This window comes from Psychrobacter sp. W2-37-MNA-CIBAN-0211 (genome assembly GCF_040309405.1).
Taxonomy (GTDB): domain Bacteria; phylum Pseudomonadota; class Gammaproteobacteria; order Pseudomonadales; family Moraxellaceae; genus Psychrobacter; species Psychrobacter glaciei.
The window spans coordinates 1-13,964 of the sequence record NZ_JBEOOU010000007.1 but is presented as its reverse complement, the minus strand read 5'-3'; the positions used below and the strand labels follow the sequence as shown (position 1 = coordinate 13,964).

The 13,964-nt window shown below is 42.7% G+C and carries 10 protein-coding genes; all 10 read left to right on the top strand.

Translation table 11 applies throughout. The annotated features are described in order from the left end of the window. Positions 1-154 precede the first annotated feature (154 nt). The gene (locus AAEY72_RS08470; protein WP_352310199.1) at positions 155-3,784 is read left to right on the top strand and encodes a hybrid sensor histidine kinase/response regulator; all 3,630 of its coding nucleotides are present in this window, start codon (positions 155-157) and stop codon (positions 3,782-3,784) included. 166 nt (positions 3,785-3,950) lie between these two features. Then, complete coding sequence (locus AAEY72_RS08465) at positions 3,951-4,763, top strand: crotonase/enoyl-CoA hydratase family protein (protein WP_201592687.1); 813 nt, start codon at positions 3,951-3,953, stop codon at positions 4,761-4,763. Between the two features lie 244 nt (positions 4,764-5,007). Continuing rightward, complete coding sequence (locus tag AAEY72_RS08460; RefSeq protein ID WP_240216483.1) at positions 5,008-6,267, top strand: multidrug effflux MFS transporter; 1,260 nt, start codon at positions 5,008-5,010, stop codon at positions 6,265-6,267. Positions 6,268-6,688: 421 nt separating this feature from the next. Beyond that, on the top strand, positions 6,689-7,579 hold the full coding sequence (locus tag AAEY72_RS08455) for a substrate-binding periplasmic protein (RefSeq protein ID WP_352310198.1): 891 nt from the start codon (positions 6,689-6,691) through the stop codon (positions 7,577-7,579). A gap of 71 nt (positions 7,580-7,650) precedes the next feature. Next, on the top strand, positions 7,651-9,891 hold the full coding sequence (locus tag AAEY72_RS08450; protein ID WP_352310197.1) for an ATP-binding protein: 2,241 nt from the start codon (positions 7,651-7,653) through the stop codon (positions 9,889-9,891). A 20-nt stretch (positions 9,892-9,911) separates the two neighbouring features. After that, a complete protein-coding gene (locus AAEY72_RS08445; protein ID WP_189582679.1) occupies positions 9,912-10,274 on the top strand; it encodes a response regulator in 363 nt (120 codons plus the stop codon). Between the two features lie 30 nt (positions 10,275-10,304). Further along, positions 10,305-10,754: a chemotaxis protein CheX gene (locus tag AAEY72_RS08440; RefSeq protein WP_189582676.1), complete on the top strand. Its 450-nt coding sequence runs from the start codon at positions 10,305-10,307 to the stop codon at positions 10,752-10,754. Between the two features lie 48 nt (positions 10,755-10,802). Then, a complete protein-coding gene (locus tag AAEY72_RS08435) occupies positions 10,803-11,252 on the top strand; it encodes a chemotaxis protein CheX (protein WP_189582673.1) in 450 nt (149 codons plus the stop codon). A 449-nt stretch (positions 11,253-11,701) separates the two neighbouring features. After that, complete coding sequence (gene rpsB, locus AAEY72_RS08430; protein ID WP_010201760.1) at positions 11,702-12,505, top strand: 30S ribosomal protein S2; 804 nt, start codon at positions 11,702-11,704, stop codon at positions 12,503-12,505. 406 nt (positions 12,506-12,911) lie between these two features. Beyond that, positions 12,912-13,796 (top strand): translation elongation factor Ts, encoded by an 885-nt coding sequence (tsf, locus tag AAEY72_RS08425; protein WP_010201759.1) that lies wholly within the window; start codon positions 12,912-12,914, stop codon positions 13,794-13,796. The last annotated feature ends 168 nt before the right edge of the window (positions 13,797-13,964 follow it).

Genomic DNA, 13,964 nt, shown 5'->3' with positions numbered 1-13,964 from the left:
GATTATAAAGGTTAAGGTAAGCGCTATGAATGTTTAACAGCCATTCATAAAATCCTGTTAAGATAATATCGAGCACCAGTTATTGGCTGCGGCATAAGACGTGAAAGCAGCATGAGTATTTATCGCAAAAATATCAGTGGAGAGTAACCCCAGTATGGCATACAAGAAACGTTTTGATACCAGTAGCGCTTATGGTCAGCTGATTATATTGGTGTTTTTGCCGATCTGTTTATTAGCAGCGGTCGGTGGTATCTTGGTCTTTCACGAAACCATGCGTGCCAGCAACTCAGAGCAAGAAGCATTAGCAGAGGCAATGCTTATTCGTTATACACCCACGATTGCCGAGCGTATTCCCGAATTACTAGAGCAGCAGCGTCAGCAAGCGATAGATGAGGTCAATACAAGTGATGCACCGCAAAAATCGGCTGTTACACTTAGCGGCCTTCAAGATAGGCTTGGGCGTATGCAGTCTGAGCAGCATGTACAGCGTATTGCGATTATTGACGAGGGCAATCAAGTACTGGTGACGGTAGGTTATGGGGCGAATGAAGCGTGGCCTCTGATCGCCACGACAGGGGAGTTTTTATCGCAAAAGCCAACACCTATCGGTACCGCCTATGGCAGCATGCTGGGTGATTTTGACGGTCAGCAGCTGTGGTTAATGATTGATATGGACAACGAGCCGCTCTATATCGCCCGTTACCGTATCGCCATGGCACTGGTCATTACTGGCTTGTTTACTATTTTAATCTTGTTGCTGAGTTTGAATATTTATTCAAAACGTTGGATTGCACCAATTTATGAGTTGCGCCTGCAATTACAACGTACCCATGTCGACAATCTATACCAACCCGCTTCGGTCGAGTCAACTGGTGAGCTTAATTTATTACAACAGGATCTAATTAGGACTCTACGCCGTTTGCATGGTAGCTTTCAAGAGCTTAAGGACCACGCTGAGCAAACCGAAGATGACTTGCGTTTGGCCTTTGATGAGATGGAAATGCAAAACATTTCTATTAGAAATGCACGTGATGCCGCCATCTCAACCAGCCAAGCCAAATCTGCATTTTTGGCCAATATCAGCCATGAGCTGCGCACACCATTAAATAGTATTGACGGCTTTATTAATTTGCTGGCGCGTCATGGCGAGCTCAATCCTGAACAAGACTTGTATGTGCAGACCATACGCAAATCGTCGGCCCACTTGCTCGCTTTAGTGAATGATGTCTTGGACTTTTCTAAAATCGAAGCGGGCAAATTGGTGCTCGACCGCCATGAGTTTGATTTGTATGACACCATCTATGATGTGGTCGACATGCTGTCACCGGTATCCTCAGAAAAGGGGCTGCGCATGGCGGTGCTGTTCTATAATGATGTGCCCATGCGCGTGAATGGCGATGCCTTGCGCCTCAAACAAGTACTGACCAATATCGTGGGCAATGCCATTAAGTTCACAGACAGTGGCGATGTGGTGGTGCGTGTCAGCTTAGATGACCATCGCGACAATTACTTGATGATTAGCGTACAAGACAGTGGTAAGGGTATTTCTTTAGCCGATCAAAAAATGCTGTTCCAAAGCTTTAGCCAAGGCGATCCTTCAATTACCCGCCAGTATGGTGGTACGGGGCTGGGTCTGGTTATTTCAAAGCAATTAACCCGTTTGATGGGTGGTGATATTGGTTTTTATGATAATGCACAAGAGAACATTGCCAATCAAGGCGCGACGTTCTGGTTTCGAATGCCAGCCCATGTCGATGTGCTAGAGGCGGCTACTGGGCAGACGATTGCGCTACCCGTGTTAGCACCGCTGGCAAGTGCCACGGATGAGTTTAATGTGTTGGTATGGATTAATCATCCTGCTTCGATACAGGTACTCAAAGCCAGCTTGCAATACTTACCGATTAAGCTGACCCAAGCCAATTCGTTGCCAGGCGTGCTTGAGTCACTAAAAGAGCGCGGCAATTATTGGGATTGGGTCATCGTCGATGATGACAAACAAGACGATATGATGGCGCTGCTCAAACAGATTCGTCTGCATTATCAAGGCAAACTGGCGGTGTTTGGTTATCAGGTCGCTGCCGATCAAGCGCTGTTAAATCGTTATCATGCCAATATATTGTATGAGCCATTAGACAAACGCCAACTCTACGGTATGCTTGATACGCAGAAGCGCAGCGCACCCAAAAATATGCAAGAGCCGCGCTGGAAAGGCGTGACCGTGCTAGCAGTTGATGACCATCTGCCCAATCTACTGGTGCTTGATGCCTTACTCAGTGAGCTTGGCATTCAGGTGATTACGGCGAATAGTGGTTTTGAAGCCATAGAGCTTATCAGCAAGCAACAAACCAAAAACATCAAAACCGCCAAAGCTGATAAGCAAAGTTTGTCGAAAAAGACCCAAATTTCAAAAGCGGAAACGCGCGACGAAGTGGGTAAAGCCGCCAACAGTTCCCTATACTCTGAAGATAACAATAATGAAGACAAAAGCACCACTCAGAGTACAACCAATGCTCAGAGTAAAACCAGTAATCAAGATAAAAACAGCATCGACTTGATATTTATGGACATACAAATGCCGCGGATGTCAGGGCATGAAGCCGCTCGACAGATTCGTAATATCGAGAATGCTGATAATCGTATTCCCATTATTGCGTTGACGGCACATGGATTGGCTGACGAGCGCGACAAGCTCATGGCGAGTGGCATTAACGATTATGTGGGTAAGCCCATTAGCCAACCACAGTTGTTACAAGTGCTGCAAAAATGGCTAGGACGCACAACGACATTGCCGCAGTTAACCGCTGTGGCTGGAGTCAATGCAGAGCAAGAGGTTGGTACTCAAAATACTAGTACTCAAAATATCGGTACTGATGTTGGTACTGATGTTGGTACTGATGTTGGTACTGATATCGCTACTAAAGATTTTGATGCAAAAGGTTTTGATGCAAAAGGTTTTGATGCAAAAGGTTTTGATGTACAAAGTGACCCTTTAACGAATACCGCTGTGGAAAAACCTTTAGGTTCGTATGTAGGCACTACAGCACCGGCTTATCCGATGGTTAAAGGTAGTGATGATTATCATGGTCAGGTGTCCGAAGCTATCAATCAGCAAAAAGTAACCCGACCTTTATCATTAAAAAAAATCCGTGATGACTATCTAAAGGATAGCCAGCCTCGTGAGGACTATAGACAAGGAACGCTGCGCGAAAGCCAGCCACGCTATGAAAGCTTGCGCTATCAACAGCAAAGACAAGCATCGCTACTGTACCCTCCGTACCAAATATCAGGCAGCAGCAACCCTGAGGTACTAGCAAGTACCGAGGATAAGTTAGACGAGCACACAAACCTCGACCTAAGCGCTAATGATACGAACACCTCCCATATCTTAGACTGGCAAGATGCGCTGACTCGCTCAGCGAATAAACCGGATCTCGCAGCCAAGCTCATAATTATGATGCTCGATACGATCAATGAGGAAAAGCGCGCCCTCACTCAAGCGTGGGATGCCCGTGACCGTAGTGCTCTTGCACAAATTGCCCATCGTATCTTGGGCGGTAGTCGCTATACTGGTGTACCAGAGCTACGTCAGGCCAGCCAAGATTTGGAAGACAAGAGCTTGTTGAATATTCAGCACACTACGCCTGCACAGTTTGCGATGCTTGAGCCCTATTATGAAGCGTTATTAACGGCATTAAATAACTTACAAGCGCTGGATTTATCGTCTTATGCGCAGCTGAATTATCATCGTCTGAGTGAAAATGATATGACGTGGAAGATGATTTGAGGCAGCTAATATATCAGATGGTTTTGTCTGCAAATTGGCTGGTTTTTATTGATAGATAGATGGCTGGTATCCTGACAGTCAGTTATTCATGCGATATGACAGATATAACCCTGTTATATTGGCATCATTAGCAGCATATTTATTTTATTTATTAATAAGGATTGTTATGAACGCGATTGCCACTTACCAGTATAAAACATTACAAGTCAGCGTGACTGACCATATTTTAACCGTTACTTTAAACCGTCCTGAAAAAAAGAATGCCATGAGCTTTCAGATGATAGATGAGTTGATCAAAGTAGCAGGTCGCATTGGTAAAGATAAAACGATACGTGCGGTGATTTTGAATGGTGCTGGAGATACGTTTTGTGCAGGTATCGATTTGAGCGATTTAAACCACCCAAAAAACAAAGCTTTTGCACTTTGGGAGTTAATGAAACCTTGGCAGAGCCTCTTTCAGCGTGTCTGTTTGGTTTGGCGTGATGTGCCTGTCCCTGTGATTGCGGTACTAGAAGGGTATTGTATTGGTGCAGGGCTACAACTGGCGCTGGCGTGTGATGTGCGCATCAGTCATCCTGATTGTAACTTGTCTATTATGGAAGCCAAGTGGGGGCTCGTGCCTGATATGGGATTGACTCAGTCGGCATTGGGCGTGGTTCGCGTCGATGTCTTAAAAGAGCTGGCGATGAGTGCCCGTACGATTGATGCAACCGAAGGCAAAGAGTTAGGTCTCGTCAGTCACTGTAGCGAGACACCCTTAGCACAAGCACAACAGCTCGCTGCTGAATTTGCAGAGCGCTCACCAGATGCCGTACTGGCCAGTAAACGTGTCATCAATGCGATGTACGAACAATCAGCGTTGACGTTATATCAAGAAAAAGTCTGGCAGCTAAAGATGATGTTAGGTCGCAACCGTAAGCTTGCGCTCAGAAAAGCCAAGCAAGCCAGCACTGCATTTGCCAAGCGCCAATTCCGTTAGAAATCTTAGGTACTTCGTGAAAGGTTGTTTTTGTTGTTAGTGTTTATTTTATTAATAGCATAGAGCTATTGAAATACAAGCAGACAGTAAGATATAACACTGTCTGCTTGTGTATCTGTGCATAAATATGCATTATTGATTTGCTGCCAGTTTTTTATTTTGAATACCTTTATCCTGAATAAAAACTGGCCACACGCAAAGCCTGAATAATAAAATAATAACCATTATACAAAACGGTCTCACTATGTCTGCTCCAAAGTCTTCTTTGCCCAATAAACCACTTGCCTCTGAACGAGTGCGCTCTGCCGATTTGCCTGTAGCATGGATCATGATGCTCGGACTCATAGTGGCAGTAGGGCCGCTGTCTATTGATATGTATTTGCCAGCATTACCATCGATGGCAGATGACTTTGGTGTATCCACTGCCTTTATGGCCAATTCTGTGCCAGCGTATTTTTTGGGCTTGGTATTTGGTCAGCTATTTTATGGTCCGTTTAGTGATCGTGTTGGTCGCGTCAAACCTCTATATATAGGTATGACGTTGTATGTCATCGCATCCATCATCTGTGCAACCACAAACGATGAATATGTATTGTTTGTGGGACGCACCCTTCAGGCACTGGGGGCTTGCGTGGGGGCTGTGGTTACCCGTGCCGCGATTCGCGATCGCCTAACAGCCAAACAAACTGCCAAAGCCTTTTCTATCATGATATTGGTGATGGGCTTAGCACCGATATTAGCGCCATCACTTGGTGCAGTATTTTTGCGTTTTTTTACATGGCACTCTATTTTTTGGTTTTTAGCCGCTTTTGGCACGCTCAACTTATTACTCACCAAATTTTTCTTTTTTGAAACACTAACTGAAGAAAACCGTAATGTGCGTCCCGCCAAAGAAGTCCTGAGTCAATACTGGGACTTACTGAAAGATCGCACCTTTAATTATCCTGCGATTGGTGGCGGTCTGTTGATGGGTGCGATGTTTGTTTATATCAGCTCAGCTTCTGAATTGATCATGGATACGTATGGGGTATCGGCGACCCATTTTGGCTGGCTCTTTGGCATGAATGCGGCTGGTTTTGTCGCTTTAACGCAGCTGAACCAATGGCTCACCAATCGCTTTCGTATCCTGAGTATTCTGCGTTTTGGTGCGATGATGCAAGTTATTTCTGCAGGCGTGCTATTCGTGATAGGTCTGTTTTTGGGTACTGATGCGTGGCTACCACTAGTATTGGTCTGTATTTTCTTTTGTATTGCGGGTCTTGGTTTGACGCAGCCGAATGCCTCTGCGATTGCTTTAGCCTTCCAAAAACGCCGCGCAGGTATGGCAAGTGCATTGCAAGGCTCTCTTATGTTCTCCGTGGGTATTTTTGGCGGTTTATTGTTGAATCTATTTCCGGTCAATCCAGTACTTAAAATCGGCATTGCCATGTTTTCTTTAATGAGTCTCGGTTGCTTTTTGATTTGGCAGATAGATCGTAATTTAAATCTTGATGATGCCGAATAAGTCCCAAATGAGCCATTAAATGATCAATTAAATTATGCCTTACTTACTCCCTGAAAAGCACTCAAACGTCAAAGGCGTTGTGAGTGCTTTTTTGTGTGCTTTGTACTAAAAAAATGTATATACATTTTTACTTGTTAAAATAAACAAATGTCCTTTATAAAATTAAAATAATGCTTGTTATTAGGTCGTAAAATACGATAAAGCGTAAATAAATATACTTATGTTTAATAATTATATATGCGGTCTTTGTTATATATAACAATTTGTATGTATTCTCTAAACATAAATATTGCAATCACAGAGTTGCTCAATTATCATCCTAAGTAACTTTCTGTAAGCAAATATTATTTAATGATTATTCGACCTTGCTAGATTGTTATTCACTAAAATGTAGAAAAACCTTAAACTTTAAGGATGGGATATGAAGCAAATATATCGGATGTTACCGATTGTGTTAAGTGTTGGCTTATTCGGATGTGGTAATTCTTCTACACAAGAGAGCGCCAACTCGACTGGCAAGGCGATAGCAGCAGAAAGTAAAGATGAGTTTGTCAGTAAACTGCCTGATACTGCGCCAGTAATAAAAGTCGGTACCGAAGCAAACTATGCACCTTATGAGTTTAAGGATGAATATGGAAATGTCACTGGATTCGATATAGAGCTAATCCAACATATTGGTGAAGATCAAGGGTTTAAAGTTGAGGTTTATAACGACCCATGGGAAAGGTTGTTTGATAACTTGGATAATGAAAGTAGAGATATGGTAGCAGCTGGACTAACGTACAGTAATGATCGTGCTAGTAAATACTTGCTTTCTGATGCCTATGCACCGCTTCCTACCAGTCTTGTATATTTAAAAAGCTCGTTAAATATTAATTCCTTAAATGATCTCAGTGATTTGCGAGTAGGGGTATTAAGCAGTTCTGAACCTTATGAATATCTGGCGCAAGGTAACTATAAAATTGGAGCTTTGGAGCAATATCCAACGACGTTTGCAGCAGTAGAAGCGATGGCACAAGATAAGGTCGATGCGGTGGTAGATGATTCAGGGGTACTGCGCTATACCCTAAACGATTTGCCAACTCTAAAGCCAGTGTATTTTGATTATGAAAGCATCAAAGCAGATGGCGCTCGTAAAGTATTTCTTATTGATAAGAGTAAGCCAGAACTACTTAAGCAAATTAATACAGGGTTAACAGAGCTAAAAGAAAATGGTACCTATGCGAAACTAACGACTAAATGGTTCGGTACGGATTTGACCAAAATCTCTCTACAGCAGCAACAGATTTTACAGCAGTCTACAGTGCAATAAGCGATAGCACCTATGATCTCAGCTTAAACAACTATTAAATATAAATTTATCTATATTAAAAGGAATGTGCTATGACTGCTTCAATTAAGAGCGGTAATTCCCGTTACCGTGGTTTGATTCTGTCGATTGTTGCCTTCTTGGCATTGATTGGAGTTTTGCTAGCGTTTACGTTTTATACGTCAAGCGTTTTAGAGCGCAATACTACGCTAGTAAATATATCTAATAAAACCGCTAATAATGCTCAAGTTATTATCAAAGATTTATTCGATTTACAAAGTAGCGTAGGTGAACATATAAACTCTCCTCATCAAACACGTGTTAGGGAAAGGCTCGAAAATAACACTCAAGATATCGATCGATTACTTGTTAGTATGCGTGAAGGTTCTGAGTATGTTGATAGTGCCGGTAATACCTATCAGATCCCTAATATAACCACAGCAACTGAAGTGGCTGCTTTAGAAGAGGCACAGCAAGATTGGGATAATCTAAAACCACTAATTTTAACCTATCTTGAGGGTGCTAATGACATTCGAGTTGATTCTTCAGATGAGTTAGCGCTGGCTTATGAGCAAGCTAAAACATCTAGTCTGCGAATGAATGCTGCTTTGGATCAGCTGACGAAAGAGGTTTACGAAGAAACGGAGCGCCAAGCCGACACCATCCGTTTGATTCAGGTATTGGGTGTTGCAGCTATCTTTGCTTACTTCTTGATTTTCGTTTTCTTCTTCGTTCGTCGTCTGCGTGATACCGATGCAGAAGCTTTGGCCGCTCGTCGTGAAACCCAAGAAATCATGGAGACGGTGAATACGGGTCTCTTCTTGCTAGACAAAGATTTGAATATCGGTCAGCAGCATTCTCGCGCACTGACCAACATTATCGGTGCTGACACCCTAGCAGGAGAAAACTTTACCAATGTCTTGCGTGGTCGTATTTCTGATAAAGACCTAAACACCACTCGCCAATTCATTGAGCAGCTATATAATCCGCGTGTGAAAGAAAAGCTGGTTGATTCTTTAAACCCACTGAATAAAGTCATGTTGCACAATGCTCACGGAGCAGATGGTGCCGACAGTCGTTATTTAGACTTCAAGTTTTCGCGGGTTTATGAAAATAAAGATATCGCTCGTATTCTTGTCAACGTCAATGACGTCTCAGACGCCGTATATTTAGAACAGCGCCTAGAAAAAGAGCGTTCACAAAATGACATGCAGATTGAGATGTTAACAACCATCTTAAACGTCAATCCAAAAATTATTAATGAATTTATTACCAATACCAAAGCGCACATCGACAAGATGAATAACATTTTGAAAAATCCAGGTAGCTCACAATTTGAGCTCGAAGGTAAATTAAAAGCCATCTATCGTGAAATGCATAGCTTAAAAGGTGAAGCTTCTGCGCTGAAACTGCACAGCTTTACTAAGATTGCATCCGATGCGGAAGACAAGCTGGATGCGTTGCAAAACCAAGGCAAATTATCGGGTAATAACTTCTTGCCGTTAGCAGTGCATTTAGATGATTTGCTCAGCCTATCTAATACCATCGAAACATTGGGTGAGCGTATCAACCAAGCCACGCCAAAAAGTGTCAGTGCAACAAACAATACTCATGCGACCCAATCGGTAGCATCATCAGCCACGCCTGCATCAAACATTAAGACACCAGCCGCTAGCGAAAACCAATCAACGCATCAATCAGCCATGAGCATGCCTGTTGCAAGCGGTAATGATATTGATATTGATTTGAGTGATGAGTCGGATGATGATCAGTTGTCTTATTATCAAAGTTTTGCGCAAGACATCGCGGCAAGACAAGGTAAGCAAGTGCAGTTGAGCAGTCAGACGTTAGCGCACACGGCGATACCACCCCATCTTAAAAATGTCGTCAAAGAAATAAGTATTCAGCTGTTACGCAATGCTGTGGTACATGGTATTGAGACGCCTGCGGTACGTCAGTCAGCTGACAAACCAGCCGTTGGTACTATTGATCTAGAAATACAGAGTGATAGCCGTGATCTCATTATCACTTTGCAAGACGACGGACAGGGTATCGATTACGACAGCATTCGCCAAAAACTCATCGCCAAAGGTCGCTTTGATGCAGAAGCTACTGCTCAAATGAGTCAGGGTGAGCTATTAAAGCAACTGTTTATGTCAGGGTTCTCGACCAAAGAACACGCTGATGAAGATGGTGGTCGCGGTGTTGGCTTGGATATTATCAAAGCACAAGTAAAAGAGTATGACGGTAAGCTCAACGTCAATAGTGAGCTTGGTAAAATGACTCGCTTTACCATTACCTTGCCTAAAGCTTAATTGAGGATAAGAAAGACGTTATGTATAAATTAATGATTGTTGATGATTCTAATATCATTCGAAACCGAATCCAGCGTGCGTACGATTCAGGAGAGTTTATGTTGGTGGCTACGGCGACCAGCGGTGTGCAAGCTATTGAGAAATTTAATGTGCATCGTCCTGATGTCATTACTATGGATTTGACCATGCCACAAATGGACGGTCTGGAGTGTATCGAAAAAATAATTGCGATCGATCCTGAAGTTCGTATTTTAGTGGTGTCAGCCTTATCTGATAAATCGACTGGTATTGAAGCATTATCGTTGGGTGCAAGTGGATTTTTATGTAAGCCTTTTTCAGAAGAAGAGCTTGTCGAAGCTTTACATGAGCTTATGCAAGACTAACTTCAGCCAACGATTTAAGCAGATGTCATTATGAAAGAACAACATTTACATATTTTTTTAAATATCATTACCAACTATTTTGATCAGTTCGGTAGTGAATCACTTATCGTTGATACGCCTTATTTACTGGAAAATCAACAGCCAAAAGTCTACGACTATACCGGTGTCATTGGTATATCAGGGGTACAAAAAGGCGTGGTGTATTTTTCGGCAACCCGTGATTTACTGTCTTCAATATTGGACAGCATGGGTGAAACGGATAAAAGCGATGAAAACTACATCGATTTGGCTGGTGAAGTTGCCAATACGATCGCGGGTAATGCGCGTAAAGAGTTTGGTTCAGAGTTCCATATTTCTGTGCCGTTTGTTTTTAAAGGCGCACCGCAAAGTATTGTGCTGCCGCACGATGAGCGCTCTTTTATCATTCCTGTTACTTGGCGCGGTCAAGTCGGTGAAATTGTGGTTTGTTTGCAAGATTAAACTAAGCACCCACACATCATCGATGTTAGCTATGGACAATACACTATTATGGTTAAAGTAGAAAAATTAGGCGTCTTTTTAAGCTCAATCAGCGCATTCTTTGCGCAGATTGATGATACGCCAGTGGCGATTGATACGCCATATTTGAATAGTAATAAAAGTGCCGTTGGTTATGATTATAGCGGCATCATTAAAATATCTGGACCTATCGAAGGCTGCGTCTATGTGAGCGCGCCAAGCGTAATGTTGCGAGAAGTCATAAAAGTGATGGGCGAGCCAGATTCATCGATTACGATGATGAAAGACTTGTTGGGTGAGATGACCAATACCATCTCAGGTAATGCACGTACGGAGTTTGGCTCAGATTTTATTATCTCACCGCCCAAGATTATTGAGGGCGCGCCAAGCATCGCTTATTTACCAAAAGACCGCCAAAGCTATGTCACGCCATTTACTTGGCGCGGTTACGAAGCGGTGATTGGTATTTGTATCGCTTAGAGCGTGTCTGATCCTTTGAGCATGGCACTGAACGTAGCTGTCTGTGGATCCAATGATAGTAATCAGCGAAAAAACGACGTTAAAGCGTCGTTTTTTTTATGGTTTTTATCCAAAGGTTTGTCCCATAGCTTGTTCATTTATTTGATATTTAGCTTGTGCGGCTCATAATAATAGCGCTAGCAGTAAGCTGTGCTTTTATGATAAAATACAGCGCAGTTATTTTATAACTTAGTGTTTATCGCTAAGTTCAAATCATAGCTCATTTTTTAAACCAACCCATCAACCAATGACACACACATCATGGCAAAAAATTGCTGGGTGTTTGGCGACTTGATTAATTTGCAAAAAGTTAGTGCGGTATTCATAAGCATTGACCCTCAGCAGATGCGTGTCGCTAAATAGGCAGTTTTTGTGATGTGGAGGCATAACCCAACCACTAGGAATTTCACATGGCTACAAAGAATCCAACCAAAATCGAAATGCGCGACTTACTACAAGCCGGCGCTCACTTTGGTCACCAAACACGTTTTTGGAACCCAAAAATGGGACCATACATCTTTGGTGCACGTAACAAGATTCACATCATCAACTTAGAGCACACTGTAAAAGCGTTTAACGAAGCATTGACTTACGTAAACGGGTTAGCTGCTAAGAAAAACAAAGTATTGTTTGTTGGTACTAAACGCGCTGCTAGCGGTATCATCCGTGAACAAGCTGCCCGCGCTGGCATGCCATACGTTGACCATCGCTGGTTAGGTGGTATGTTGACTAACTGGAAAACACTTCGCCAGTCAATCAACCGTCTAAAAGAGCTAGAAAAACAAGCAGAAGACGGTACTTTCGCTAAGCTTACTAAGCGTGAAGCGTTAGAGCGTACTCGCGACATGGAAAAACTTGAGCGTTCACTAGGCGGTATCAAAGACATGGGCGGCCTACCTGACGCAATCTTCGTTGTAGACGTAGATCATGAAGCGATTGCTATCAAAGAAGCCAAAAATCTAGGTATCCCAGTTATCGGTATCGTTGATACCAACTCAAACCCAGATAACGTTGATTACATCATTCCAGCAAACGATGATGCTATCCGTGCAGTGACTTTGTATGTAACTTCTATGGCTGATGCGATTATTGCTGGTAAAGAATACGCACAGACTCAAGCAGGCGGCAAAGCTGAGCAAGAAGCACCTGTTGCAGCTACTGAAGCAGCACCAGCTGAAGCGGCTACTGAAGAAGCAGCAACTCCAGCAGAATAAATAGCTGACCTAAAAGGTTTGCCTTTGTAAGGATGTATTGATAGTTATGCTATCAGCATCCATATAAAGGTATTAACAGCGTATACGTACAAGCTCACAATAGGCATGATGTAGTTTTACTCGTCATGCCTTATTGTTGATGGATTGTTTGTTAATAGGCGAGTATTATCGTTTATAGTTGCCCTCATGATACACAAGGTCTGTTATCACAACGACTTCTGCTATCCCAAGCAACGATGAGCACTTTCATCACAATAGCAATCATCACTACAAGAGCAATATAGTACTTATAAAGTATAGTATTTATAAAACATAGTACCTATAGATAGATAGTTTCTATAAATAGTATGAAAATATTGAATAGAAGTTAAGCACTCCCATACATAACAATATAAAGGTAACTCTTATGTCAGAAGTAAAAGTATCTGCCAAAATGGTAAAAGAATTGCGTGACCGTACTGGTCTTGGCATGATGGAATGTAAAAAAGCGTTGGAAGAGTCAAACGGCGATGTCGAAACTGCCATTGATAACCTACGTAAGTCTGGTCAAGCCAAAGCCGCTAAAAAAGCGGGTAACATCGCAGCTGATGGCGCTATCATCATCGCTCAAGGCGACAACAAAGCATTCTTGCTAGAAGTTAACTGCCAGACTGATTTCGTTGCAAAAGATGACAGCTTCAATGCATTTGCAGAAAAAGTGGCTAGTATTGCTCTAGAGAACAACGTGACTGACGTTGCTGCTATTTCGGAATTGCCTTACGGCGATGGTCAAACCGTTGAAGAAGCACGTGTATCTTTAGTACAAAAAATCGGTGAAAACATCCAAATCCGCCGTGTTGAAGTACTTGAAGGCGCTAACATTGCTGCATACCGTCATGGTCTACGTATCGGCGTAGTGGTATCTTATGAAGGCGGCAGTGCAGACACTGGCAAAAACCTTGCCATGCATATCGCTGCGTTCAACCCAGTTGCAGTAGATGACGAAGACGTCGCTGCTGACGTACTAGCGCGCGAAAAAGACATCATCGAAGCCAAAGCAAAAGAATCTGGCAAGCCTGATAACATCGTTGAAAAAATGATCGAAGGTGGCCTACGTAAGTACCTAGACGAAGTAACGTTATTGCGTCAGCCATACGTCATGGACAACGAGAAAAAAGTTGGTGACGTATTGAAAGCTGAAGGCGTAAAAGTACTTGGCTTTAAACGTCTAGAAGTTGGTGAAGGCATTGAGAAGAAGCAAGAAGATTTCGCTGCTGAAGTTGCTGCAACTCAAGCACTAGCTAATAAGTAAGTTTTAAAATGCAGTAAGTACTGAGTTTGTTTTTGCTCAGTACTTATAGATTGTTTGACATAAGAAGCAATCAAGCATAAAAAAGCCCGTTATTTTGAACTGACCCCCATAAGTTGGACACAACTTATGGGGGTTATTTTATGAAGTATGACATCGACTTTAAACTAA